Below are 24712 nucleotides of genomic sequence, written 5' to 3' on the forward strand. Positions count from 1 at the left end.
TCCCTCAGGCTGCGAGATCGATCATGATGTGACGGCGGAGCAGATGGCCGAACGCGGCGAAGCGGTCGGTAGCGCGTTCGATGGCGCGGGCAAGCTCGATCACCGACAGCGACGTCGCGACGTCGAAGCCGCTGCGGAACACCAGCGCGGTCGTCGCACGCTCGCATTTGTCGGCGGCGTGCTCGGCGTCGATCAGGCGCGTCACGGCCGAGAGCGCGTCCTCGGAATCGGCACGCCGTCCTTCCGGCACGTCCATCGCGGCGGCAACGCCGGTGGCGGCGACCTCGGTCGCGGTCGCCGCCACCGCGCAAAGCTCGGCCAGCGCGGCCAGCAGGGAATGATCCGACCGGGCCGGCATCAGCGAGGCGATGAAGGCGGCCTGTTCGAGCTCGTCGACGGCCTCCTCGGCGCGGTCGATCAATTGGCCGATCAGAGGACGGGCATTGAGGCGGTCGACCTCCTGGCGGCTTTCCAGTGCGATACGGTCGGCCTTCTGCTCGATCGCGCCGCAGCGCTGCACCAGCAGCGTGCCGTCAGCAGCCTGGCCGGCCCTGAGGGCTGCGATATGGCGCGCGATTGCGGCGACGAGATCCTGCGCAAGGCCGATCTGACGCAGCACGGCCGCGAGCAGCGCGCCGTCGACGCGGTCCAGGTGCCGCATCAGATCGGCTTCGATCTGGTCGCGGACCGTCCTGACCGAGCGGCCCGCAAGCAGTGCCTCGGTGGAGGCGCGCAACGAGGCTCTTAGGAAATCGATCGCCGCGGTACGGCCCAGCGCCTGGTCGAGGCGTTCGCCGAAGCCGATCCGCGAGGGCGCGGCGTTGCGGACCGCAGATCCAAGGAGGTCGTTGCCGCCGAGCTCGAGGAAGCCGCGGTGGCCGATCCGGTGACGCGCCGCCCATTCCAGGATACGCGCAGCGTCGTCCTTGGCGACCCAGGTGCGGAGCAGCTTGCGGGCCTTGTTCCAGTCGATCAGGAAGACCAGCGCGGCGCCGGCGGCCGCGAGGAATTCGTTGCGATCGGCGGCATGGGTGGACTCGAACTGGCCGGTGACGAGATAGAAGGAATCGTCTTCGCCGAGACCTGCGGCGGTATGACGGTCGAGGCCGCTCCAGGTCGCGTCGAACTCGTCGAACAGCGAGATGAAGAACTTCGCCCGCGCCAGGTGCACGTCGGTGTAGGTGACGGTGACCGCGTTCTTCTTCACCGCGATCACGACGACATGGGCGTCGGTGGTGCCGATGTCGTTCTGGATCAGCAGCCGGCCGCCGGCGCGCGTCGCCACGGTGTCGAGGCCGGGATGATTGAACTTGAGGTCGCGCGTGCCGTTCAGGCCTTTCATGAAGGCCGCGACCGCGGCGCGGTCCTCGCTATGCAGGCCGAACACGTGGGCGCCATCGAGCGCTTCTTCGGAGCAGCTCGCCGCGAGCCTGTTGAGCTGCTTGTGCAGATCCATCACGAGGCGGTGCAGGCTGTCGCCCGCCGTTTCGGCAACGCCGGTCAGGCGCGCGATGCGGGACATCGCGATCTCGCCGGTGGCATCGAGCAGGCCGGCGGCGCGGATCGCATCGAGCCGCGCCTGCGCCTTGTCGCCCTCGCTCGCCGTGTCGGCGGCGACCGCGCGGATCATGGTCGCGGCGTCGTCCGCAATCTCCTGCATCAGCTTCGCAAGGTCGGGGGCCGCGAGCCGGTCCTTCCCGACGAGGTGTGCGCCGCCGATCAGGGCCGCGATACCTGCCGCAGCAATGCCGGCGGTTTGACTCTCGACGCCAAGGTTGCTCGCCGGCCGGCCAGGCTCCTGCGCATGATGGGCCGCTTCCTGCAGCGCGCTCATCCGCACCTTGATGCGGTCGTTGGCGGCGAGCCCTTCGGCCACCAGCGCGGGCAACAGGATGTCGCCTTGTCCGAGCTCTTCGATGATCTGGGTTTTCATGATCTGTCCGCACAACGTTTGATGCCCGCACTATGCCGTGAAGCGGCGCAGCGGCTGTTGCGCTAGATCATTCATGATTCCGTCATAGAAGTCCGTGCTCGCGCAGCAGCGCGTCGCAAACTCACCGTCGTTGCGGAGACGGCCGATGCGCTGACCGACATCATCGATACCCAGCGTTCGCTGCGGCTCGAAATCGCAGTGGTGGTGCTGATCCTGGTCGAGGTGGTGATCGGGTGTGTCCAGATATGGTCCGGGACACTCGAGTTCGGGTTGCGCGCTTTCGTGCAGGCGGCGTGAAGGAGGAACAGTCGTTCACGCAGATGAACGTTTCGGCTTGATCCAAATCAAGGGCGCGAAGCTCCAGCGCACGAGACTTCGGCCGGACCCGCGGTCAACGCGATGGGCAGGTTCCGCGGATTCCTCTCTCGAAGAAGGAGTACGCTGATGTTGCGTCGAGTTCTCATCGCTTCGGCGGCCGCAGCGATGCTGCTGGTCACTTTCACTCCCGATGACGCATCTGCCCGCGGCGGCCGTGCCGCCGGCGTGCGTGCTGGAGGTTACCACGGCGGTGCCGTGCGCGCAGGAGGCTACCGCGGGGGCGCGGTCGCGGCTCGCGGATACCGGGGCGGTGCGGTCGCCGTGCGCGGTGGGCGCTACGGCTATCGCGGTGCGTATGCGGGGTATCGCGGATACCGCTACGGCGTCGGTGCGGCGGCAGTGGGGGCCGCCGCGGTCGGCGCGGCTGCGGCGGGTTCGTACTACCGCAGCGGCTGCGGCTATGACGCTTACGGAAACTATGTTTGCCCGGGCGGATACTCTCCGTACTGAGCGGCCCGACGCGCTCGACACATGGTGCTCGAAGCGATGGCGAACTCACCTGCTTTGCGCACCATGATCGTTTCGGCAGTGGCCGAACGGGCCTCTCAGCTCGCTCGTAGCACCGCCGCGCAATGCCGTGCGATCGTCAGCTCCTCGTTGGTTGGAATGACGAACACATCGACGGCACTGTCGTCACTGCCGATCCGCTCGCGCGTGGCATCGTTCGCAGCCGCATCGATGCGCACGCCGAGCCAGGCGAGGCGCTCGCCGATCGCGTTGCGTATTTCCCCGGCATGCTCGCCGATGCCGCCGGTGAAGACGAGGCAGTTGAGGCCGCCGAGCGTGGTCACCATCATCGCGATCTCCTGCGCCGCGCGGAAGGTGAAGAGGTCGACGGCGTCGCGCGCGGCACGCTCGCGGCTGGCAAGCAGCGTGCGCATGTCCGCGGAGATGCCGGAGACGCCGAGCAGGCCGGACTGGTGATAGAGCAGGTGCTGGACGTCCTCGACGCTCATCTTCTCGTGCTGCTGCAGATAGAGCAGCACGCCGGGATCGATCGTGCCGCTTCGCGTCCCCATCACGAGGCCGTCGAGCGGCGTCAGTCCCATCGTGGTGTCGACGCTGCGTCCGTCGCGCAGGGCGCACAGGCTCGCGCCGTTGCCGAGATGCGCGATGACGGTACGCTTGGCCGCGAGCTCGGGTGCGATTGCGGCGAGCCGGCCCGCAATATACTCGAACGAGAGGCCGTGAAAGCCGTAGCGCCGGAGGCCGCGTTCCTCGAAGCGCCGCGGGATCGCGAAGCGGCTCGCGGGCGGCGTGATGCCGTGATGGAAGGCGGTATCGAAACAGGCGATCTGCGTCAGCTCGGGCCTGATTGCGGCGATGGCGCGGACGGGTTCGAGGCAACGCGGCTGGTGCAGCGGCGCCAGCGGCGTGAGCGCCTCCAGCTTTGCGTAGACATCGTCCGTCAGCTCGACCGGGCCGGAATAGTCCGGACCGCCATGGACCACGCGATGGCCGACGGCGCGCAAGCGGCCTTTGCCGAAATGATCTTCAATGAAGCCGAGCACCTCGTCGAACAGATGGTCGCTGTCCGCATCCGCCGCGTCCCTCTGCGCCGCGAACAGATCCTCGCCCGCGGGGCCCTTCACCACGAGCCGGGGCTTTGTCTCGTGCTCGTCGAGCAGGCCCTTGCAGAGCAAGGCAGGCTCGCCCGCCGAGATATCGAACAGGCCGAACTTGATGCTCGACGAGCCCGAATTGAGAACGAGGACCGACGCCGTCACGACGTCAGCCCGTCTTGCCTGGCCAGACCCAGTCGCGAATTTCCGGCATGTCCTCGCCGTGCTCGCGCACGTAACGGGAATGCTCGATCAGCTTGTCGCGGAACTGCTGCTTGACCTGCGCGGCCTTGGTCGCAAGCCCCGGCACGCGCTCGATCGCCTCGATCGCGAGGTGATAGCGGTCGAGCTCGTTGAGCACGACCATGTCGAACGGCGTCGTCGTGGTGCCTTCCTCGGCAAAGCCGCGCACATGCATGCCGGCATGGTTGGTGCGGTTATAGGTGAGGCGGTGGATGAGGTAGGGATAGCCGTGATAGGCGAAGATTACGGGCTTGTCGGATGTGAACAGGCTGTCGAAGTCGCGGTCGGACAGGCCGTGCGGATGCTGTTCGCTCGGTTGCAGCGTCATGAGGTCGACGACGTTGACGACGCGGATCTTGAGGTCCGGCAGCGCCTTGCGGAGCAGGTCGACGGCGGCGAGAGTCTCCAGTGTCGGCACGTCGCCGGCGCAGGCCATCACGACATCGGGCTCGCCATTCGCGTCCTCGTTGCCGGCCCAGGTCCAGATGCCGATGCCGGCATCGCAATGCGTGGCGGCCTCCTGCATCGACAGCCATTGCGGCGCCGGCTGCTTGCCGGCGACGATGACGTTGATGCGATTGTACGTGCGCAGGCAGTGATCGGCGATCCACAGCAGGGTGTTGGCATCCGGCGGGAAATAGATGCGGACGATGTCGGCCTTCTTGTTGGCGACGAGGTCGACGAAGCCCGGATCCTGATGGCTGAAGCCGTTATGGTCCTGGCGCCAGACATGCGAGGTCAGGAGATAGTTGAGCGAGGCGATCGGGCGCCGCCACGGCAGATGCCGCGTCACCTTCAGCCACTTGGCGTGCTGGTTGAACATGGAATCCACGATGTGGATGAAAGCCTCGTAGCAGGAGAAGAAACCGTGCCGTCCGGTGAGCAGGTAGCCCTCGAGCCAGCCCTGGCAGAGATGCTCGCTCAAGACCTCCATCACGCGGCCGTCCTGCGCGAGATGCACGTCGTAAGGTTCGATCGGCTCCATCCAGACCCGTTCGGTCTCCTCGAACACTGCGTCCAGCCGGTTTGATGCGGTCTCGTCCGGGCCCATGATGCGGAAATTGCGCTCCCCGGCGTTGAGGCGGATGACGTCGCGCAAGAATTTGCCGAGCTCGCGCGTTGCCTCGCCGGTGACGCCGCCGGGTTGCGGCACGTCGACCGCGAAACTGCGGAAGTCCGGCAGCTTCAGCTCCTTCTTCAGCACCCCGCCATTGGCGTGCGGATTGGCGCCCATGCGGCGGATGCCGTCGGGCGCCAGCGCCTGAAGCTCGGGAATGAGCGCGCCGTCCTTGTCGAACAGCTTTTCCGGCTCGTAGCTGCGCATCCAGTCTTCGAGGATTTTCAGATGCGCCGGGTTCTCGCGGCAGCTCGCAACGGGAACCTGATGCGCGCGCCAGAAGCCTTCGACCTTCTTGCCGTCGACCTCCTTCGGGCCGGTCCAGCCCTTCGGGCTGCGCAGCACGATCATCGGCCAGCGCGGCCGCTCGACTGCCTTGCGGCCGTCGCGGGCGTGCTGCTGGATCGAGCGGATGCTGGCGAACGCGACATCGAACGCGTCCGCCATGGCCTGGTGCATCAATCCGGGATCGTCACCTTCGACGAACAGCGGCTCGTGGCCAAACCCGCGGAAGAGATCGCGGATCTCGCTGTCGGGCATCCGCCCGAGCACGGTCGGGTTGGCGATCTTGTAGCCGTTGAGATGCAGGATGGGCAGCACCGCGCCGTCATGGGCGGGATTGAGGAACTTGTTGGAGTGCCAGGACGCCGCCAGCGGTCCGGTCTCGGCCTCGCCGTCGCCGACGACGCAGGCGACGATCAGGTCGGGATTGTCGAACGCCGCGCCATAGGCATGCACCAGCGCGTAGCCGAGTTCGCCGCCCTCGTGGATCGAGCCCGGTGTTTCCGGCGCGGCGTGGCTCGGAATCCCGCCGGGGAAGGAGAACTGTCTGAATAGTTTTCGCAATCCGTCCGCATCGCGCGGGATGTTCGGATAGATCTCGCTGTAGCTGCCTTCGAGATAAGTGTTCGCGACCATGCCCGGGCCGCCATGGCCGGGACCACAGACATAGAGCACGCTGACATCGAGCGCGCGGATGACGCGGTTGAGGTGGGCATAAATGAAGTTCAGGCCGGGCGTCGTGCCCCAATGGCCGAGCAAACGCGGCTTGATGTGCTCGGGCCGCAGCGGCTCGCGCAACAGCGGATTGTCCAGGAGATAGATTTGCCCGACGGAGAGATAGTTCGCCGCGCGCCAGTAGCGATCGAGGAGATCGAGGTCGTTGCTCGCCACGGCCGATTGTTGTTGATTTGTCATGTTCCTGCCGACCTTCACCCGGGATCGTCATCAACCGAGTTCCGGCGAGATCGATCCGTCGGCCGCATCAAACGGGATCAGGCTCACGCGGTGTTGCGTGAGGTCAAAAGTCGGCGCGCGAAGTTTGGGCAGCGCTACTGTGCATGGGGTTGTTTTCACGTTTTTTGTTTGTGTTCTTGATTTGTTCCTTTCACGTGCTATCTTGGCTGCATGAGTCCAGCAGCATCCTCTCATGCTCTCAAGCACCCGCCGGTCAAGGCGCCCTCCGAGCCGGCGGGTGCGGACTCTGACTTTCCCGAGCTTGGCGTCGCCATCGACCGCGCCCGCAGGCGAGGCCGGGGCGCGCAGTCCAACGCCAGCGGCCGCTATGAGGCCGAGGCACGCGTCGCCTTCGACGATGGCTGGCAGAGCCTGGAAGAGCTGCCGCCGTTCAAGACGACGGTCGCGGTCGACACCTCGCGCAAGGTGATCACGCGGAACGATTCCCCCGACATCGGCTTCGATCGCTCGATCAATCCCTATCGCGGCTGCGAGCACGGCTGCGTCTACTGCTTCGCGCGGCCGACCCATGCCTATCTCGGCCTGTCGCCGGGGCTCGATTTCGAGTCGAAGCTGTTCGTGAAGCCCGAGGCGCCCGCGCTGCTCGAGAAGGAGCTTGCGGCCGCCGGCTACGAGCCGCGGATGATCGCGATCGGCACCAACACCGATCCCTATCAGCCGATCGAGCGCGAGCGCAAAATCATGCGCGGCATTCTGGAGGTGCTGGAGCGTACCGGCCATCCCGTCGGCATCGTCACCAAGTCCGCGCTGGTGGTGCGCGACATCGACATTCTCGCGCGGATGGCCAAGCGCAACCTCGCCAAGGTCGGGATCTCGGTCACCTCGCTCGACCCGAAGCTCGCGCGCACCATGGAACCGCGGGCCGCGACGCCGCCGAAGCGGCTCGAGGCGCTGAAGCAGCTTTCGGACGCCGGCATTCCGACCACCGTGATGGTCGCGCCTGTGATCCCCGCGCTGAACGATTCCGAGATCGAGCGCATTCTTGACGCCGCCGCCCATGCCGGCGTCAAGGAGGCCTCCTACGTGCTGCTGCGGCTGCCGCTGGAGGTGCGCGATCTCTTTCGCGAATGGCTGATGGCGAACTATCCGGACCGCTATCGCCACGTCTTCACGCTGATCCGCGACATGCGCGGCGGCCGCGACTACGACGCCAAATGGGGCGAGCGGATGAAGGGCACCGGACCGATGGCCTGGACCATCGGCCGTCGCTTCGAGATTGCCTGCGACAGGCTCGGCCTGAACAAGCGCCGCTCGAAGCTGACCACGGATCACTTTGCGCGGCCGAAGCAGAACGGCGAGCAGCTCAGCCTGTTCTGAGAGACGAAATGGAAGAGGCGTAGCATGAGTAAGGAATTGCGGGGGCCTGTGCCGAGGCTCACCGTCATCACGCTCGGCGTCAGCGACATCAGGGCCAGCATCGCCTTCTACGACGCGCTCGGTTTTGCGCGCCGGCTGAAGGCGACCGGAGAGGCGGTTGCGTTTTATGATACCGGCGGTCCGGTGCTCGCCCTTTATCCTTGGGATCTGCTCGCGGCCGACGCCAAGTTGCCCGACGATCCGAGGCCATCGGCCTTCCGCGGCATCACGCTCGCCTGGAACTGCCGGACACGCGAGGAGGTCGATGCGGTGCTGGCCTTCGCACTCGGCAAGGGCGCGAAGCTGCTGAAGGCCGCGCACGAGACCGATTACGGCGGCTATTCCGGCTATTTCGCCGATCCCGACGGCTATCCCTGGGAGGTCGTGGTCGCGCCCGGCATCGATGTCGGCGACGACCGGCGGGTGCATCTGGCGGAGTAGGGCGGCCTGAATAACGGGAATTATCAGGGGTTCCCGGTTGCGCGGGCGAGGCGGCTTGCGCACGATCCCGGCCATGATTCGGGACAAGTCCGCCAAAAAGCCGGCCAACGACGCGCCAAAGAAAGCCGCCGCGAAGAGAGCTGCGCCGGTGAAGGCGAGTTTCCGCCGCGAGCGGGCGCTGATCAAGCGCGGGGTCTGGCCGGTCGCGGGCTGCGACGAGGCCGGCCGTGGCCCGCTCGCCGGCCCGGTGGTGGCGGCCGCGGTGATTCTCGCTCCCGACCGCATCCCGCGCGGCATCGACGATTCCAAGCGCCTGACAGCTGAAGAGCGCGAAAAACTGTTCGACAAGATCTGCGCCACCGCGCAGGTCTCGGTGGCCGTGGCCTCGCCTGCGCGAATCGATCGTGACAACATCCTGCGCGCCTCGCTATGGGCGCTGAAGCGCGCCGTGGTGGCGCTGCCCGAGGCGCCCCGCCATGTCTTCGTCGACGGCCGCGACCGGCTCGACACGGCGTGCGACTGCGAGGCCGTGATCGGCGGCGACGGTATCGTGCTGTCGATCGCGGCCGCCTCCATCGTCGCCAAGGTGACGCGCGACCGGCTGATGTGCGCGCTGGCGCAGGACTGCCCGGGCTACGGCTTCGAGCAGCACAAGGGCTACGGCGTGCCCGAGCACCTCGCCGCGCTCGACCGCCTCGGCCCCACCATCCACCACCGCAGCTTCTTCGCCCCCGTTGCGGCTGCCCGCGCCAAGCACATGCCCTGGACCGTCGAGCCGGTGCAGGATCTGTTCGAGGTCGCCCAAGTCGAGGTGCAGGTGGAGACCAGCGTTGAAATCGATGCTTCAGCGGGTCTCTAGCGCAGACTGTCGTTGCCACATCGCGTGGCGCCCATTATCAAAATGGATGTGAGCGAATAGGGCCGGCTGGACGGGTTGGCTGCATCTTTCGGGCGTTGAATGCGGTTTACCTCCCTGGTCATCGAGCTCATTCGCGCCCGGCCGCGGCTGATCGTATGGATCGTCGTGCTACTCCAGGCGGCGATGTGGCTGTTCGTGGCACTGGTGTTCTACCGCAGCCCGCCCGGCACGCTGGCGACCCTGCTGGCCTTCGGCAGGGAATACCAGGTCGGGACGGATCTCGGCCCGCCCTTGCCGATCTGGCTCGCCGACATCGCCTATCGCGCCGCCGGCGGTCACATGTTCGGCGTCTACGTGCTCGCCCAGCTCTGCGAGATCGCGACCTTCATCGCGCTCTATCATCTCTCCCGCGCCGTGGTCGGCTCGCAGCAGGCGGTGCTGGCCGTGCTCCTGACCATGACGGTGCTGGCCTTCTCCTCGCCCGCGCTCGACTTCGGCCCGCTGGTGCTGGCGCGGCCGCTCTGGGCGCTGCTGCTGCTGCACTCCTGGCAGATCATCGGCCAGCGCCGCGGCAATGCCTGGTTCGCCTGGTCGATCGAGGCGGGCCTGTTGCTGCTCACCACGCCGGCGGCGATCTTCCTCCTCCTGCTGCTCGTGATCTTCGCCGTCTCGACCGCCGGCGGCCGCCGTACGCTGCGCGCGCTCGATCCGCTGTTCGCGCTGATCGTCGTCGCAGTGCTGGCGATGCCCTATGCGGTCTGGCTGATGCGCGCCGAGACGCTGGTGCTGCCGACCTTGCCGCAAGTCGAGGAGCTGAACGCCCGCGCGATCCATGCGGCCTGGCTGCTCGGCGGCCTCGTGCTCGGTGCGGCCGCGATCCCCGCGCTGACCTTCCTCAACACCGGCCTGTTCATCGCCAAGGGCGAGGAGGCGCCGATCATCTACCGCCCGCCGGTCGAGCCGCTCGCGCGCAACTTCGTCTATTTCTTCGCGCTGGCGCCGGCGCTCGGTGCGGTGCTGATCTCGGGCGTGCTCGGGCTCGATGCCGTCGTCGGCGGTGCCGGTGTCGTGCTGGTATTGTCCGGACTTGCCGTGGTGGTGACGGCCGGCGACCTCATCGCGATGCGCCGCGCGCGCATGCTGCGCACGGTGTGGGCCGCCGCCGTCGTGGCGCCCGCGCTCGGCGTCGTGCTTGCCGTGCTGTTCCTGCCCTGGACCGGCGCCAACGAGATCGCGACCTCGATGCCGGCGCGCGCGATCTCGGATTTCTTCGACGAAAGCTTTGCCCGCCGCACCAATCACCGCCTGCGCGCGGTGGCCGGCGAGACGGAGATTGCGAGCCTGATCACGCTGCATTCCGGCCGGCCGCATCTCTTCATGGACGCCCAGCCCGCGCGCACCCCATGGATGAGCCAGGCCAGGTTCAGCGAGACCGGCGGCGTCGTGGTCTGGCGCGCTTCCGACACCGCCGGCACCCCGCCGCCGGAAATCCTGGCGCGCTTCCCCGGCATCGTGCCGGAAGTGCCGCGCGCCTTCGAATGGCTGGTGATGGGACGTCAGCAACTGCTGCGCATCGGCTGGGCCATCGTGCGGCCGAAGGGGATGTAGGTAGGTCTCGTGCCCCGGACGCGGCGCAGCGCCTCTTTGGCGGTGCGCTGCAGAGCCGGGGCCCATTTCGCCGCATCGTGCTGTGTTGCTTTCTGGGTCCCGGCTCTGCGAAGCAGCGCTATCGCGCTGCATCGCGTCCGGGACACGAGCGCATTACCCCGCCAGCACCTTCGCGATCGCGCGCAGATCCTGCCAGGCCAGCCGCTTGTACGACGGCGAGCGCAGCAGATACGCCGGGTGAAAGGTCGGTAGTGCGCGGATGGTGCGCTGCCCGGTCTCGTATTCGAACCAGCGCCCGCGCGTGCGCATGATGCCTTCGCGGGTCGAGAGCAGCGTCTGCGTCGAGGGATTGCCGAGCGTCACCAGCACGTCGGGATTCACCAGCTCGATCTGGCGCTGGATGAAGGGCAGGCAGATCTGCGTCTCCTGCGGCGTCGGCGTGCGGTTGCCGGGCGGACGCCACGGAATGACGTTGGCGATATAGGCGGTGGTGCGGTTGAGCCCGATCGCGCCGATCATCAGATCGAGCAGCTTGCCGCTGCGGCCGACGAAGGGCAGTCCCTCGATGTCCTCGTCGCGGCCCGGCGCCTCGCCGACGAACATGATGCGCGCCTGCGGATTGCCGTCGGCGAACACCAGCCGCGTCGCGGTGTGTTTCAGCGCGCACCCCTCGAAGCTCTGCATCAGCTCGCGTAGCGCCTCGAGCGTCGGCGCGGTGCGCGCCGCCTCGCGCGCAGAGGCGATGGCGATGTCGGGCGCAGGTGCGGCCTCGCCGCGCATCACCGCGGGCGCGGCGACTGGCCGCGGCGCCTCGACCGGCGGAGCCGCGCGCGGGGCCGGGGGCGGCGCGTCCAATTCCGCCAGGCGGTCGATCGGTTCCTCCGCGAGCGCGCAGTCGACCCCGGCCTCCAGATAGAAGGCGAGAAGCTCTCGGACGGTGGGTGCGGGCTCTGGGATCATTCGGAAAGTCAGACTATTAGTTCATCTTAAGGCGCCTTGCATCCCACCGGAACGCATTTCCGTGGTTGTCCTACCCGGAAAAATCGGAAACAAGGGAGCGCAAATGACAAGGAACCGTCTCAAGGGCTGAGATCAGATGAGCACCGAAGAACTTCCCCCGCGCGAATCCATGGAATTCGACGTCGTCATCGTCGGCGCCGGCCCCTCGGGCCTGGCCGCGGCGATCCGGCTGAAGCAGATCAACGCCGATCTCAACATTGTCGTCGTGGAGAAGGGCTCCGAGGTCGGTGCGCACATCCTGTCCGGCGCGGTGATCGATCCGATCTCGCTCGACAAGCTGATCCCCGACTGGCGCGAGGATCCCGACTGTCCGCTGAAGACGCAGGTCAAGGACGACCACTTCTACTGGATGTTCGGCGACAACCGCATCAAGCTGCCGGGCTTCGCGATGCCGTCGCTGATGGACAATCATCACTGCTACATCGGCTCGCTCGGCAATGTCTGCCGCTGGCTTGCGCCGAAGGCGGAAGCGCTCGGCGTCGAGATCTACCCGGGCTTCGCCGCGACCGAAGTGCTCTATGACGAGAACGGTGCGGTGCGCGGCATCGCGACCGGCGACATGGGCATCGCCAGGGACGGCACGCACAAGGATTCCTACACCCGCGGTATGGAGTTGCTCGGCAAGTACACGCTGTTTGCCGAAGGCGCGCGCGGCTCGCTGTCGAAGCAGTTGATCGCGAAGTTCGCGCTGGACGCCAAGAGCGAGCCGCCGAAGTTCGGCATCGGCCTGAAGGAAGTCTGGCAGATCGATCCGGCCAAGCACAAGAAAGGCCTGATCCAGCACTCGTTCGGCTGGCCGCTCAACAATTCGACCGGCGGCGGCTCGTTCCTCTATCATTACGACGACAACCGCGTCGCGGTCGGATTCGTCGTGCACCTGAACTACGACGATCCCTATCTGTCGCCGTTCGACGAGTTCCAGCGCTTCAAGACCCATCCCTCGATCCGCGACGTGTTCGAAGGCGGCAAGCGTCTGGCCTATGGCGCGCGCGCCATCACTGAAGGCGGCTACCAGTCGGTGCCGCGCCTGACCTTCCCGGGCGGCGCGCTGGTCGGCTGCGCCGCAGGCTTCGTCAACGTTCCCCGCATCAAGGGCGTGCACAACGCGATGGGCACCGGCATGCTTGCCGCCGAGCATGTCGCCGCCGCGCTCGCCGAAGGCCGCGCCAATGACGAGGTCGTCGCCTACGAGAACGCCTGGCGCGATTCCGCGGTCGGCAAGGACCTCTTCAGGATCCGCAACGTCAAGCCGCTGTGGTCGAAGTTCGGCACCTTCATCGGCGTGCCCCTCGGCGCGATCGACATGTGGACCAATCAGCTGTTCGGCATCTCGCTGTTCGGCACGCTGTCGCACGCCAAGCCCGACCGGAAGACGCTCGATCCGGCCAAGCAGCACGCGCCGAAGAACTACCCGAAGCCGGACGGCAAGATCTCCTTCGACAAGCTGTCCTCGGTGTTCCTGTCCAACACCAACCATGAAGAGGACCAGCCGGTCCATCTGAAGGTGGCCGACATGAACCTGCAGAAGACCTCCGAGCACGACGTGTTCGCCGGTCCCTCGAATCGCTACTGCCCGGCCGGCGTCTATGAGTGGGTCGAGGAGGGCTCGAGCCCGCGTTACCAGATCAACGCCCAGAATTGCGTCCACTGCAAAACCTGCGACGTGAAGGACCCCAACGGCAACATCACCTGGGTTCCCCCGGAAGGCGGCGGTGGCCCGAACTACGAGGCGATGTAAACCGGAAGTTGGATCAGGCCGGGGCCAATGTGACGTGCCCCGGCATTGTGACGCACGTTCGCGTGAGAACAGGGCTGCGGTGAGGGCCCCCGGCCACGATAAGGCCATACTGGCAGCGTCTTGGGGCGTTGTCGGCCGATTTGGGGCGTGCGCAGGGGATCGCATGCCCGAATCCTTGCGGTGAAGCGCCAAAACCGGCATTGTCGGCCCGACGGTTCCGGGTCGATGCCACCGGTCGCGTTCGCATGCGAGGCGGCCTTCTGCTGCAAACCCAGGCACTACCAACTCAAGGCGAGCCCTGATGTTCTCAAATCGTTTCAACCGCTGGACTGTTGCCGCCATCGCCCTCGTGGGCACCGCGATCGCGACGGTCCCCGGCGCGGTCCTGGCGCAGACGCCGGACCATCCGTCCGACACGGCGGCGCAGTTTCCGACCCGAAACGATCTGAAGTCGCTCACCACCGCCGGCAGCTATCTCGCCGCCCGCCACGCCAGCGTCGAGCGCGACGCGGCCTCGGCTGCAGCATTCTACCGCTCGGCCCTGCGCACCGACCCCAAGAACAATGAGCTGCTCGACCGCGCCTTCATCTCCTCGGTCGCCGACGGTGACATCGACGAGGCGGTCAAGCTCGCCGAGCGCATTCTCACCATCGACAAGACCAACCGCGTCGCGCGCCTTGTCGTCGGCGTGCACGATCTCAAGACGAAGAAGTACGCGTCCGCGCAGAGCAACATCAACCAGTCGATCCGCGGTCCGATCACTGATCTCGTCGCCACGCTGCTGTCGGGCTGGGCCGCCTATGGCGCCGGCGACGCCAAGGGCGGCGTCGCCACCATCGACAAGCTGGCAGGTCCGGAATGGTATCCGCTGTTCAAAGATCTCCATGCCGGCATGATCCTCGAGCTCTCCGGCAAGGAGAAGGACGCCGGGACCCGCTTCGAGCGCGCCTACAAGCTCGACGATTCCATGCTGCGCGTCACCGAGGCCTATGCGCGCTGGCTGTCGCGCAACAAGGATGCGGCCGCCGCGACCACCGTCTATCAGGCGTTCGACAAGAAGCTCGCCCGTCATCCGCTGATCGTGGAAGGCCTGCGCGACACCAAGGCCGGCAAGAAGCTGCCGCCGCTGGTCGATTCCGCGCAAGCCGGCGCGGCCGAGGCGCTCTACGGCATCGGCGCCACGCTGACCCGCCGCGGCGGCGAGGATCTGGCGCTGGTCTATCTCCAGCTCTCGCTCTATTTGCAGCCGACCCATCCGCTGGCGCTGCTCTCGCTCGCCGATCTCTATGAATCGGTGAAGCGGCCGCAGATGGCGATCAAGGTCTATGAGCGCGTGCCGGCGACCTCGCCGCTGAAGCGCAACGCGCAGATCCAGCTCGCCATCGACCTCGACTCCGCTGACCGCACCGACGAGGCGATCAAGATCCTCAAGGGCGTGACGTCAGAGGATTCCAAGGATCTCGAAGCCATCATGGCGCTCGGCAACATCGAGCGCGGCCGCAAGCGATTCGGCGATTGCGGCGCGACCTATTCGCAGGGCATCGAGGTGCTGCCGGCCGGCAACGACAAGGCCAACAGCGTCTGGTACTATTATCGCGGCATCTGCGAGGAGCGCTCCAAGCAGTGGAGCAAGGCCGAAGCCGACATGAAGAAGGCGCTCGAGCTGCAGCCCGACCAGCCACACGTCCTCAACTATCTCGGCTATTCCTGGATCGACCAGGGCGTGAACCTCGACGAAGGCATGAAGATGATCAAGCGTGCCGTCGAGCAGCGTCCCGACGACGGCTACATCGTCGACTCCCTCGGCTGGGCCTATTACCGCATCGGCAATTACGAAGAGGCGGTGAAGAACCTCGAGCGCGCGATCGACCTCAAGCCCGAGGATCCCACCATCAACGATCACCTCGGCGATGCCTATTGGCGCGTCGGCCGCACGCTGGAAGCCAAGTTCCAGTGGGCGCATGCGCGCGATCTCAAGCCCGAGCCGGAAGAGCTTCCGAAGATCGAGGCCAAGATCGCCAACGGCATGACCGACGACAATTCGAACTCTTCGGCCGCGCAGGCGGACAAGAAGAAGGACGACGGCAAGGGCGGTTGAGAGTGCGTTTGGGGGTAGATCGCCAATGCCGGCGTTGATTGAGGAAGGGCGCGCGAAGGTCAATCTGAGCCTTCGCGTGGTGGGCCGTCGTGCCGACGGCTATCATGATCTCGAAAGCGTGGTCGCGTTTGCGGATTGCGCCGACCGGCTCACGCTGGAGCCGGGCGGCGAGCTGAAGCTCGCCACCACGGGGCCGCTCGCCGCGGCCTGTGGCGAGACCTCCGACAATCTCGTGTTCAAGGCCGCCAAGCTCCTGGCCGAAGCCGTGCCGAACCTGAAGCTGGGCGCCTTCGCGCTCGACAAGGTGCTTCCGGTTGCCGCCGGCATCGGCGGCGGTTCGGCGGATGCCGCGGCGGCGCTGCGGCTGCTGGCGCGTCTCAACAATCTGTCGCTCGATGATCCCAGGCTTCAGAAGGTCGCGCTCGCGACCGGCGCTGACGTGCCGGTGTGCCTGTTCTCGCGCGCCTGCGACATGACCGGCGTCGGCGAGCAATTGCTGCCGCTCGCACTGCCGACCATGCCCTGCGTGATGGTCAATCCGCGCGTGCCTGTCGCCACCAAGGACGTGTTCCAGGAACTGGGCCTGCGCAACGGCGAGCTGCTGGTCGGCGCCACCGCTGTCCTCGACGCGCCCGCGTGGCCGGAGGAGGGCGGGTCGATTGCCGACTGGGTCGAGGTTCTCGAAACCGTCGCCAACGATCTCGAAGCGCCTGCGCTGCGGATCGAGCCCGTGATCGGCGAGGTGCTGGACGCTCTTCGCGACTCCGCCGGCGTCAAGCTCGCCCGCATGTCCGGCTCCGGCGCGACCTGCTTTGCGATCTACGGCGCGCCCACCGAGGCCCATGCTGCCGCCGAAAGGATCCGGCGCGATCACCCCGGCTGGTGGGTGCATGCGGGGACGTTGAGCTAGGTCTTTCCGCGAATACGGTGCCGTAGCCCGGATGAGCGAAGCGATATCCGGGATTCTTCCTCGCGCTTCCCGCATGTCGCTGCGCTCATACGGGCTACGAGACTGCCGTAGGGTGGGGCGCGATAGCGCCGTGCCCACCATGCATCGACGTCACGCATTGAAAGTGGTGGGCACGCTTCGCTTTGCCCACCGTACGATCCACGATCACTTTGCCAGCTCACTTGGCCAGCGCGAGATATCCGCTGATGGTCAGGATCGACGTGACCGTCGACGCCAGAATGACGTTCGACGTCATCGCCGCCTCGCGCTTGTAGAACTCCGCCAGCATGAACGGACCCGTACCGGTCGGAAGCGCGGCCAGCAGCACCGCCGTGTGCGTGAGCAGCGGTGAGAGGCCGAACACGGCGGTTGCCATCACCCAGGTGACAGCTGGCTGAAGCACGAGCTTGAAGCTCACGAGCAGCGCCGCCGATCCGACATGCGTTTCGGAGCTCTCGCGCCTGGTCGCGAGGAACAGGCCGAGCGCGACCAGCGCACATGGTGAAGCTGCGCCACCGAGGAGCTTGAGAAAACTCTCGGCGGCATCGGGCACGCTGAGACCGGCGATCGGCACGATCGCGGCCGCGGCGGGAGCGACGAGCAGGGGATTACGGATCAGCGAGCCGCCGACCTTGGTGACGAGGTGCCTGCGCCGCTTCTCGGTTTGCAGCCCGGTCTCGATCAGGACGATGGCGATCGCGAATAGCACGCAGACCGTGATGATCGTTGCGATCAGCGTCGGCGCCAGAGCCTCGCGCCCGAGTGCGGCGAGGGCCAGGGGGAAGCCGACGAAGCCGGTATTGGCATAGCCTGCATTCAGGGCGTCGATCGCGGCGTCGGCGAGATGTCGCGGGCTGCGCAGCCGAACGGCGATGGTCAGGCAGAACACCAGCGCCGCGCCGATGCCGAAGGCGGCGATGAAGCGCGGCTGCCAGACCTCGGCCCATTGCGCATGCGCGACGATGTCGAACAGCAGGGCCGGAAGCGCGAGATAGACGACGAAGCGGTTCAGCTCGCCTGACGCGTGCGGACCGAGGACGCCGATCCGCCGGGCGAGCCAGCCGGCGAAGATGAGCGCGAAAATGGGGAGAACGGCCGCAAGGGTGGAGAGCATTGGGAACGCCTAGTCTTGGAAGGGCGAATTAGGCCTATCCAAACGGATTGATATCATCCAATACTGATTGCTGCGATGCTCCATACCTTTTCGGTATAAATATGATCGACATCCGACAGATGCGCTACTTCGTGGCTGTGGCCGAGACGCTGCATTTCGGCCGCGCCGCCGAGCGCCTCCACATCAGCCAGCCCCCGCTCAGCCGGCAGATCGCGACCCTGGAGAAGGACCTTGGGGTCCGCCTGTTCGACCGCCAATCGCGCCGCACGACGCTGACTCCCGCCGGCCGGCGCTTCCTGGAGGACGCACGGGCGGTGCTGATCAGTTTCGACCAGGCGTGCCAGAACGCACGCATGGCGGAGCGCGGGGAGCTCGGCGAACTCTCCGTCGGCTTCATGATGCACGCGGCCTATACGGTCCTGCCGGGCCTGATGCGGCGCTACATGGCGAGCCATCCGGGCGTGCGTGTCGAGCTGCGCGAGGTGATCCCCGCGATCCTGGGCGACGCGGTGCTGACCGGGCGCTTCGATGCGGCGATTCTGTTCGATCCCGGTCCCGTGCGCGGTCTGGCCACCCAGGTCATCTTTCGCGAACCGCTCAGCCTTGCGGTCCACGCCAGCCATCCGCTCGCCTCGAAGACGACGATCGCAGCGGGACAGCTCAGTGGCGAAGCCTTCATTGCAGCACCAGCCGAAGTGGCACCGAAACTACGCCAGTCGATCGTGAGCTATTGCCGCTCGGGCGGGTTCGAGCCGACGTTCAGGCTCGAGGTCGAGCTGCAGCAGACCATCGTAAGCCTCGTCACGGAGAATCTCGGGATCGCTCTGGTGCCGCAGTCGATGGCAAAGCTCGGAATTGCGAACCTGGCGTTCTGCGATCTCGAAGATGCGCCGATCATCGAGCACGTGGTCGCTTGGCGGCCGGGCAATCTCAATCCGGCGTTGGCGCCATTTCTGGCGGAAGCGCGCAGCGATATTAGCGACGATCCGTAGCCCGGATGAGCGAAGCGATATCCGGGATTCTTCCTCGCGCCGTCCCGCATGTCGCTACGCTCATGCGGGCTACGGCAGTTGAGCTAGACGTTGCTTTCTTCGGCAAGCCCGAGAAACGATCGGATCTCTCCCAGCACCTCTTGCGGCTTGTCATGCTGCAGCCAGTGTCCCGCCCCGGCGATGGTCTCGATGCGCGCCTGCGGGAAATATCGCTGCAGGCTTGCCCCCCTCGCGCCGGCCAGAAAGCTTTCGCCGGCATTGAGCAGCAGCGTCGGGCAGGTGATGCGCGACCACAATGCGACGTGGTCGTCCGGCCAGAGCCGGTGCGGCGCGCTGGTGCGCTGATAGGGATCGAACTTCCAGCTATAGGTGCCGTCCTCGTTCTGCCGCGCGCCGTGGGTGGCGAGATGCAGCGCGAGGTCGCGGGACAGGCGCTTGTTGTGCAGCACCATCTGCGCCGCCGCAGCTTCGAGGGTCGCATAGCGGCGCGGCGTGCGGTCGTGCAGCTTGTCGAGCTGGCCGACCCATTTGCCGATGCGCTCATGCACCGGAGGCTTCGGCGAATCCGGCAGCATCGTCACGCCGTCGAGCACCACCAGCTTTGTGACCAGCTCGGGGAAGGATCCGGTAAAGATCAGGCTCACCATGCCGCCCATGGAATGACCGATGAGCGTGACCTGAGGCGCGCCGAGGCTGCGGACGAGCTGGGCGAGGTCGTAGACATACTCGGTCAGCGCGTAGCTGCCGCCCTTGGTCCAGTCGGAATCGCCATGGCCGCGCAGATCGGGCGCGACCACGTGGAAATGCGGCTGCAGCGAGCGGGCGATGACGTCCCAGCTCCGGCAATGATCGCGGCCGCCGTGAACCAGGATGGCAACCGGTGCATTCTCGTTGCCCCAATCGGCGTAGTGCAGCCGCAGGCCGTGCGATTCATAGAAGCGGTCTTGCGGGGGGCTAGCCATTGGCCGGCCGCCGCGCCAGTGCGAGCGAGAGGCCGAGGCCGGCGATGAAGACGCCGGAACCCTGGGTGAGGCGCCGCATCAGGTGCGGCCGCCCGATCAATTGCGTGCGCGTCGCGGAGGCCATCAGCACGACGACGACATCGGCGAGCGTGTTCAGCGTCACCGAGATCGCACCCAGCATGATGAACTGCAGCGTCGGGCTCGATCCCGCGGGGTCGAGGAACTGCGGAATGAAGGCGAGGAAGAACGCCGCGGTCTTCGGGTTCAGCGCCTCGACCAGCACGCCGTCACGAAACGCGCGCTTGTCGCCGACGGCTTCGCTCTCCAGCGACAGCGCGCGGCCGGCGCTGCGAAAGGTCTTGATGCCGAGCCAGACCAGATAGAGCGCGCCGACGAATTTGACCGCGGCGAACAGCTCCGCGCTGGCCAGGATGATCGCGGAGATGCCGAGGCTGCCCGCGACGACATGAACCAGTCCGCCCAGCGCCGTGCCGGCGGTCGAGGCAAAGCCGCTGGCGCGTCCCTCGGAGAAGGTTCGTGCCGCGACGTAGAAAATGCCGGGCCCGGGAACGGCGGCGATGAGACAGGCAGCAGCCAGGAACAGCCAGAAATTCGTGTCGATCATCCTGTTTTCGTAGCGCAGCGTGCCACGATTGCAAGGCCCGTCGTTTAGCCCATGCGGCGGAAGATCGCGCTGGCGTTCACACCGCCGAAGCCAAAGCCGTTGGAGATGGCGTTGAGCATCGGCATCGGCAGCGCGCTACCGGCGACGATGTCGATACCGTCGGCGCCCGCATCCGGGTTTTCGAGATTGAGCGTCGGTGGCGCGATCTGGTCGCGCAAGGCGAGGATGGTGAAGATCGCCTCCAGCCCGCCGGCGGCGCCGAGCAGATGGCCGGTGGCCGATTTGGTGGCGCTGACCGCGATGCCGCGATTGCGGCCGAACAGCGCGGCGATGGCCCCAAGCTCGCTCTCGTCGCCGGCCGGCGTCGAGGTCGCATGCGCGTTGAGGTGCTGCAGTTCCGCGGGATCAAGCTTGGCCTGCCGGAGCGCGATCTCCATCGCGCGGCGGGCGCCGTCGCCGTCGGGTGGGCCTGACGTCATGTGATAGGCGTCCGCCGTCGTGCCATAGCCGATGATCTCCGCGATCGGCGTCGCGCCGCGCGCCAGCGCATGCTCGAGATCCTCGATCACGAGGATGCCGGCGCCTTCGCCCATGACAAATCCCTCGCGGTCGCGATCGAACGGGCGCGAGGCGCGCGCGGGGTTGTCGTTGAAGGAGCTCGACAGCGCGCGGGCTGCTGCAAAGCCGCCGAGGCTGACGATGTCGATGCAGGCTTCCGCGCCGCCGCAGATCGCGACATCGGCCTCGCCGGCGCGGATCATGCGCGCGGCATCGCCGATCGCCTGCACGCCGGCGGCGCAGGCCGTGACCGGCGTGCCCAGCGCGCCCTTGTAGCCGTATTTGATCGAGACGTGGCCGGCAGCGAGATTGGCGAGGAACGAGGGGATCGTGAACGGCGAGAGCCGGCGCGCGCCGCGCTGCTCGGTGATGCGCACGGCTTCCGCCATCGCCGGGAAGCCGCCGACGCCGGAGGCGATGATGGTCGCGGTTCGCTCCAGTGCCGCGGCGTCCTGTGGCATCCATTTGGCCTGCGCGACCGCCTCCGCGGTGGCGAGCAGCGCGAACAGGATGAAGCGGTCCATCTTGCGCTGGTCTTTTGGCGCAGCAGCCTGCGCGGGATCGAAGCCGCCCTCGGAGTCATCGGCCTTGTCCGGCACGAGGCCGGCGATGCGCGCCGGCAGCGTCTGCGCCCATTCGGGCAGGGGGCGCAGCCCGCTTTGGCCGGCCAGCAGCCGGCGCCACGACAATTCGACACCGCAGCCGAGCGGCGACACCGCGCCCATGCCAGTCACGACGATACGACGCATGTCAGTCTCCGGCCGGCGCGACGGCCGGGTTCATGGCTTTGAGCGAGGTGAGCCGCGCGCGCATGCCGCGGCTGGCGCGGGGGCCTGCGATGACGACCGCATTGGCGAGGGTGATCGGCTGCATGTCGGCGGCGTCGACCACGATCGGAGCGAACGGGCGACTATCCTTGCGGTTCGCCAGAACGATCGATTCGCCTTTGGGGGCGAGATGCTTGTTGCCCCAGGCCAGCAGCGTCGCGATCACGGGAAAGAAATCCCGTGCCTTGTCCGTCAGCACATATTCGTAGCGAGGCGGGCGTTCTTGATAGCGGCGGCGGACGAACATGCCGCTCTCGGTGAGATGGGCGAGCCGCCGCGATAGGATGTTCGGTGCGATCCCGAGGCTTTGCTGGAACTCGTCGAACCTGGTTGCGCCCTGAAGCGCATCCCGCAGGATCAAAATGCTCCACCATTCCCCGACCGTCTCCACGGCGCGGCCGACCGGGCATTCCAGCATGGATGGGGATTTGGGCTGCATGCGGTGGAAGGTAGGTCAGTTACTTGCAAAATGCAAGTCACTGACCGATCCTCGGCTTGTGTGGGTGGAAGGTATGGTGAGAAGATGGTGGTGGTTCGGTGGAGAGGAAAGCGAGCGACGATGTGATGTTTGGTCTTGCGGTGGGTGCCCCGCGTGGCTGCCGCCGGATAGCCACTCTCGTGCCCCGGACGCAGCGCAGCGCTCCTTCAGCGGTGCGCTGCAGAGCCGGGGCCCACATTGCTGATCGCTGGGTGTCGCGTGGGTCCCGGCTCTGCGCAGCAGCGTTTCACGCTGCAGCGCGTCCGGGACACGAGAAGGAGCAGCGCGCGCAAATCTATCGCCGTCACCCTGAGGCGCGAGCGGAGCGAGCCTCGAAGGGCGAACGGCCCGGGTGCAGCTCGGCCGTGCATCCTTCGAGGCTCCCCATGGGACGCGTTGCGTCCCATGCCTCGCGCGTCAGGACGACGGGGCCAATGGTGGTGCGGAAGCGATAGAAGTGTTGGCGCTGTCGCTCAATGCGACCTTGCCAGGCAGAACGCCACCACCTGCTCCAGCGCGCTCTTCATCGGCGAGGACGGGAACAGCGCCAGTGCGTCCACAGCCATGGCGCCGTAGTGCTGGGCGCGGCTGAGCGTGTCTTCCAGCGTGCGGTGCTTGTTCATTAGGCCGATGGCGTGATCGAGATCGGTGTCGCCGATCTCGCCGCGCTCGAGCGCCTTGATCCAGAACGCGCGCTCGGTGTCGTTGCCGCGGCGGAAGGCGAGCACGACGGGCAGGGTGATCTTGCCCTCGCGGAAATCGTCGCCGGTGTTCTTGCCGAGCTTGGCGCTCTTGCCGCCATAGTCGAGCACGTCGTCGACGAGCTGGAAGGCGATGCCGAGATTCATGCCGACCGAGCGGCAGGCGGTCTGCTCGGCCTTCGGACGGTTGGCGATGACGGGGCCGACCTCGCAAGCCGCTGCGAACAGCTCGGCGGTCTTGCCGCGGATCACGGCGAGATATTCGTCCTCGGTGGTCGCGGTGTTCTTGGCGGCGGCAAGCTGCATCACCTCGCCCTCGGCGATGGTGGCGGCGGCGGCGGACAGGATGTCGAGCGCGCGCAGCGAGCCGACCTCGACCATCATGCGGAACGCCTGTCCCAGCAGGAAGTCGCCGACCAGCACGCTCGCCTCATTGCCCCAGAGCATGCGCGCCGACAGCTTACCGCGGCGCATCTCGCTCTCGTCGACGACGTCGTCGTGGAGCAGGGTCGCGGTATGCATGAACTCGACGCTAGCCGCTAGCTTGATGTGGCCGTCGCCGGTGTAGCCGGCGAGGTTGGCCATGGCGAGCGTCAGCATCGGCCGCAGACGCTTGCCGCCGGAGGAGATCAGATGGTTGGCCACTTCCGGGATCATGGTGACGTCGGAGCCGGTGCGCGACAGGATGGTGGCGTTGACGCGCTCCATGTCAGGGGCGACAAGGGCAACCAGCTCTTCGATCGACGCGCCGGGAGTTTCGAAAGGTACGATGACGGCCACGCCGGTCTCCAATATTTGCCCCGGAAGGGCTATTCTGATGGAAATACAATAGAAACTGGCGGCGCATGCGGCAAGGCCCGTGGAACCATTGACATTTGCCGCTTTAGCCCCCTTCAGGCAGGAGACCTGCGTTTTGCGTGAACTGGTTCGGACCAACGATATGGTTCTGGTGTCGGCGATCGGCGCGCTGCTCGACGGCGCCAACATCCATCATCTGGTGCTGGACCAGAACATGAGCATCATCGAGGGCTCGCTGGGCATCCTGCCGCGGCGAATCCTGGTCCATGAGGACGATGCCCAGGAGGCGCGGGCGCTCCTGACCGAGGCCGGCCTCAGCCACGAACTGCGCGGCGATGATTGAGGCCGACCTCACCGAGGACGCCTTTCTCGGCGGGCAATTGCGGCTGAAGCAGCGGCGCTCCGGCCATCGCGCCGGGCACGATGCCATTTTGCTGGCGGCGGCAACGCAGGCGCAGGCGGGCGACCGGGTGGTCGATCTCGGCGCCGGCATCGGCACGGCCGGGCTGGCGCTTGCCCGGCGCGTCGCCGGTATCGGGCTGAGCCTGGTCGAGATCGATCCGGAACTGGCGGAGCTCGCGCGCGCCAACGCGGCGGCGAATGGAATTGCCGCCGAGGCGATCGTGCTCGACGTCACGGCCGATGCGCAGGCGTTTGCGGCCTGTGGCTTTGCGCCTGACAGCGTCGACGTGGTGCTGACGAACCCGCCCTTCAACGACCCCGCCCGCCATCGCGGCTCGCCGGATCAGTCCCGCCACACCGCGCATGTGGCGACGGAGGAGACACTGCATGCGTGGGTGCATGCAGCGCGGCGCATCCTCCGATCGAATGGCGCGCTGACCTTGATCTGGCGTGCAGATGGGATCGCGGACGTCCTGGCAGCGCTGTCACGCGGCTTCGGCAGCCTTGTCATCCTGCCCGTTCATGGCGAAGCAGGACGGCCAGCGATCCGCGTGCTGGTGCGCGCGGTCAAGGGCGGCCGGGCGCCGACGCGATTGCTGCCGGCCCTCATGCTGAACGAGGAGTCACGTGTGCCTAAAAAAGAGGTGACAGAGATTCTGGAGGGGAGGGCGGTGTTGCCGCTGGCTGAGCCGTGAC

General features: G+C 66.7%; 20 protein-coding genes and 1 pseudogene. 11 read left to right on the forward strand and 10 right to left on the reverse strand.

Features of this window, described 5'->3' with window-relative positions; genetic code table 11:
• Positions 1 to 4 precede the first annotated feature (4 nt).
• Positions 5 to 1933 (reverse strand): hypothetical protein, encoded by a 1929-nt coding sequence (locus VGR99_RS38505; RefSeq protein WP_326905166.1) that lies wholly within the window; start codon positions 1931 to 1933, stop codon positions 5 to 7.
• 114 nt (positions 1934 to 2047) lie between these two features.
• Between VGR99_RS38505 and VGR99_RS38510 the strand changes: the two are divergent.
• Positions 2048 to 2230, forward strand: a pseudogene (locus tag VGR99_RS38510) (hypothetical protein); the annotation flags it as partial.
• A 626-nt stretch (positions 2231 to 2856) separates the two neighbouring features.
• Here VGR99_RS38510 and VGR99_RS38515 read toward each other — a convergent pair.
• Both VGR99_RS38515 and VGR99_RS38520 read right to left on the reverse strand, forming a co-directional pair.
• On the reverse strand, positions 2857 to 4038 hold the full coding sequence (locus VGR99_RS38515) for an acetate/propionate family kinase (RefSeq protein WP_326905167.1): 1182 nt from the start codon (positions 4036 to 4038) through the stop codon (positions 2857 to 2859).
• A gap of 4 nt (positions 4039 to 4042) precedes the next feature.
• The gene (locus VGR99_RS38520) at positions 4043 to 6430 is read right to left on the reverse strand and encodes a phosphoketolase family protein (protein ID WP_326905168.1); all 2388 of its coding nucleotides are present in this window, start codon (positions 6428 to 6430) and stop codon (positions 4043 to 4045) included.
• Between the two features lie 210 nt (positions 6431 to 6640).
• On the opposite strand from VGR99_RS38520, the gene VGR99_RS38525 reads away from it, so the two are divergent.
• The 4 genes from VGR99_RS38525 (at position 6641) to VGR99_RS38540 (ending at position 10754) form a co-directional block, all read left to right on the forward strand.
• Complete coding sequence (locus VGR99_RS38525) at positions 6641 to 7807, forward strand: PA0069 family radical SAM protein (protein WP_326905169.1); 1167 nt, start codon at positions 6641 to 6643, stop codon at positions 7805 to 7807.
• Positions 7808 to 7831: 24 nt separating this feature from the next.
• Positions 7832 to 8287 (forward strand): VOC family protein, encoded by a 456-nt coding sequence (locus VGR99_RS38530; protein ID WP_326905170.1) that lies wholly within the window; start codon positions 7832 to 7834, stop codon positions 8285 to 8287.
• Positions 8288 to 8360: 73 nt separating this feature from the next.
• The gene (locus tag VGR99_RS38535; RefSeq protein ID WP_326905171.1) at positions 8361 to 9146 is read left to right on the forward strand and encodes a ribonuclease HII; all 786 of its coding nucleotides are present in this window, start codon (positions 8361 to 8363) and stop codon (positions 9144 to 9146) included.
• Between the two features lie 99 nt (positions 9147 to 9245).
• Entirely contained in the window at positions 9246 to 10754 is a 1509-nt protein-coding gene (locus VGR99_RS38540) for a glycosyltransferase family 39 protein (protein WP_326905172.1), read from the forward strand.
• A 153-nt stretch (positions 10755 to 10907) separates the two neighbouring features.
• Here VGR99_RS38540 and VGR99_RS38545 read toward each other — a convergent pair whose 3' ends face one another.
• The gene (locus tag VGR99_RS38545) at positions 10908 to 11714 is read right to left on the reverse strand and encodes a uracil-DNA glycosylase (RefSeq protein ID WP_326905173.1); all 807 of its coding nucleotides are present in this window, start codon (positions 11712 to 11714) and stop codon (positions 10908 to 10910) included.
• A gap of 136 nt (positions 11715 to 11850) precedes the next feature.
• Here VGR99_RS38545 and VGR99_RS38550 point away from each other — a divergent pair, with 136 nt between their 5' ends.
• The 3 genes from VGR99_RS38550 to VGR99_RS38560 all read left to right on the forward strand — a co-directional run bounded on the left by VGR99_RS38550 (position 11851) and on the right by VGR99_RS38560 (position 16520).
• Positions 11851 to 13512, forward strand: a complete 1662-nt coding sequence (locus VGR99_RS38550; protein ID WP_326905174.1) for an electron transfer flavoprotein-ubiquinone oxidoreductase — start codon at positions 11851 to 11853, stop codon at positions 13510 to 13512.
• 301 nt (positions 13513 to 13813) lie between these two features.
• Positions 13814 to 15610 carry a tetratricopeptide repeat protein gene (locus VGR99_RS38555; protein WP_326905175.1) on the forward strand — a complete coding sequence of 599 codons (1797 nt, stop codon included), beginning with the start codon at positions 13814 to 13816 and terminating at the stop codon, positions 15608 to 15610.
• Between the two features lie 25 nt (positions 15611 to 15635).
• Positions 15636 to 16520 (forward strand): 4-(cytidine 5'-diphospho)-2-C-methyl-D-erythritol kinase, encoded by an 885-nt coding sequence (locus VGR99_RS38560; RefSeq protein WP_326905176.1) that lies wholly within the window; start codon positions 15636 to 15638, stop codon positions 16518 to 16520.
• Positions 16521 to 16737: 217 nt separating this feature from the next.
• On the opposite strand, the gene VGR99_RS38565 is transcribed toward VGR99_RS38560, so the two are convergent.
• Entirely contained in the window at positions 16738 to 17673 is a 936-nt protein-coding gene (locus VGR99_RS38565) for an AEC family transporter (protein WP_326905177.1), read from the reverse strand.
• 101 nt (positions 17674 to 17774) lie between these two features.
• Between VGR99_RS38565 and VGR99_RS38570 the strand changes: the two genes are divergently transcribed.
• A complete protein-coding gene (locus tag VGR99_RS38570) occupies positions 17775 to 18665 on the forward strand; it encodes a LysR family transcriptional regulator (protein ID WP_326905178.1) in 891 nt (296 codons plus the stop codon).
• 83 nt (positions 18666 to 18748) lie between these two features.
• Here VGR99_RS38570 and VGR99_RS38575 read toward each other — a convergent pair whose 3' ends face one another.
• The 5 genes from VGR99_RS38575 to VGR99_RS38595 form a co-directional block, all read right to left on the reverse strand.
• A complete protein-coding gene (locus VGR99_RS38575; RefSeq protein WP_326905179.1) occupies positions 18749 to 19627 on the reverse strand; it encodes an alpha/beta hydrolase in 879 nt (292 codons plus the stop codon).
• A complete protein-coding gene (locus VGR99_RS38580) occupies positions 19620 to 20252 on the reverse strand; it encodes a LysE family translocator (RefSeq protein WP_326905180.1) in 633 nt (210 codons plus the stop codon). Before VGR99_RS38580 ends, VGR99_RS38575 begins: the two co-directional genes overlap by 8 nt.
• A gap of 44 nt (positions 20253 to 20296) precedes the next feature.
• Positions 20297 to 21559 carry a beta-ketoacyl-ACP synthase II gene (gene fabF, locus VGR99_RS38585; protein ID WP_326905181.1) on the reverse strand — a complete coding sequence of 421 codons (1263 nt, stop codon included), beginning with the start codon at positions 21557 to 21559 and terminating at the stop codon, positions 20297 to 20299.
• A gap of 1 nt (position 21560) precedes the next feature.
• Positions 21561 to 22076, reverse strand: coding sequence for a helix-turn-helix domain-containing protein (locus VGR99_RS38590; protein ID WP_326905182.1), 516 nt, complete (start codon positions 22074 to 22076; stop codon positions 21561 to 21563).
• A gap of 512 nt (positions 22077 to 22588) precedes the next feature.
• On the reverse strand, positions 22589 to 23596 hold the full coding sequence (locus tag VGR99_RS38595; protein WP_326905183.1) for a polyprenyl synthetase family protein: 1008 nt from the start codon (positions 23594 to 23596) through the stop codon (positions 22589 to 22591).
• A gap of 133 nt (positions 23597 to 23729) precedes the next feature.
• Between VGR99_RS38595 and VGR99_RS38600 the strand changes: the two genes are divergently transcribed.
• Both VGR99_RS38600 and VGR99_RS38605 read left to right on the forward strand, forming a co-directional pair.
• The gene (locus VGR99_RS38600) at positions 23730 to 23957 is read left to right on the forward strand and encodes a DUF2007 domain-containing protein (RefSeq protein WP_008131471.1); all 228 of its coding nucleotides are present in this window, start codon (positions 23730 to 23732) and stop codon (positions 23955 to 23957) included.
• Positions 23950 to 24711 carry a tRNA1(Val) (adenine(37)-N6)-methyltransferase gene (locus VGR99_RS38605; RefSeq protein WP_326905184.1) on the forward strand — a complete coding sequence of 254 codons (762 nt, stop codon included), beginning with the start codon at positions 23950 to 23952 and terminating at the stop codon, positions 24709 to 24711. The genes VGR99_RS38600 and VGR99_RS38605 overlap by 8 nt, the downstream gene beginning before the upstream one ends.
• Position 24712: the final 1 nt, after the last annotated feature.

This window comes from Bradyrhizobium sp., from assembly GCF_035935975.1.
Lineage (GTDB): Bacteria > Pseudomonadota > Alphaproteobacteria > Rhizobiales > Xanthobacteraceae > Bradyrhizobium.

Coding starts and splice junctions, on each gene's coding strand:
- VGR99_RS38505 (WP_326905166.1), bottom strand. CDS start 1,933: ATGAAAACCCAGATCATCGAAGAGCTCGGACAAGGCGACATCCTGTTG.
- VGR99_RS38520 (WP_326905168.1), bottom strand. CDS start 6,430: ATGACAAATCAACAACAATCGGCCGTGGCGAGCAACGACCTCGATCTC.
- VGR99_RS38525 (WP_326905169.1), top strand. CDS start 6,641: ATGAGTCCAGCAGCATCCTCTCATGCTCTCAAGCACCCGCCGGTCAAG.
- VGR99_RS38530 (WP_326905170.1), top strand. CDS start 7,832: ATGAGTAAGGAATTGCGGGGGCCTGTGCCGAGGCTCACCGTCATCACG.
- VGR99_RS38535 (WP_326905171.1), top strand. CDS start 8,361: ATGATTCGGGACAAGTCCGCCAAAAAGCCGGCCAACGACGCGCCAAAG.
- VGR99_RS38540 (WP_326905172.1), top strand. CDS start 9,246: ATGCGGTTTACCTCCCTGGTCATCGAGCTCATTCGCGCCCGGCCGCGG.
- VGR99_RS38545 (WP_326905173.1), bottom strand. CDS start 11,714: ATGATCCCAGAGCCCGCACCCACCGTCCGAGAGCTTCTCGCCTTCTAT.
- VGR99_RS38550 (WP_326905174.1), top strand. CDS start 11,851: ATGAGCACCGAAGAACTTCCCCCGCGCGAATCCATGGAATTCGACGTC.
- VGR99_RS38555 (WP_326905175.1), top strand. CDS start 13,814: ATGTTCTCAAATCGTTTCAACCGCTGGACTGTTGCCGCCATCGCCCTC.
- VGR99_RS38560 (WP_326905176.1), top strand. CDS start 15,636: ATGCCGGCGTTGATTGAGGAAGGGCGCGCGAAGGTCAATCTGAGCCTT.
- VGR99_RS38565 (WP_326905177.1), bottom strand. CDS start 17,673: ATGCTCTCCACCCTTGCGGCCGTTCTCCCCATTTTCGCGCTCATCTTC.
- VGR99_RS38570 (WP_326905178.1), top strand. CDS start 17,775: ATGATCGACATCCGACAGATGCGCTACTTCGTGGCTGTGGCCGAGACG.
- VGR99_RS38575 (WP_326905179.1), bottom strand. CDS start 19,627: ATGGCTAGCCCCCCGCAAGACCGCTTCTATGAATCGCACGGCCTGCGG.
- VGR99_RS38580 (WP_326905180.1), bottom strand. CDS start 20,252: ATGATCGACACGAATTTCTGGCTGTTCCTGGCTGCTGCCTGTCTCATC.
- fabF (WP_326905181.1), bottom strand. CDS start 21,559: ATGCGTCGTATCGTCGTGACTGGCATGGGCGCGGTGTCGCCGCTCGGC.
- VGR99_RS38590 (WP_326905182.1), bottom strand. CDS start 22,076: ATGCAGCCCAAATCCCCATCCATGCTGGAATGCCCGGTCGGCCGCGCC.
- VGR99_RS38605 (WP_326905184.1), top strand. CDS start 23,950: ATGATTGAGGCCGACCTCACCGAGGACGCCTTTCTCGGCGGGCAATTG.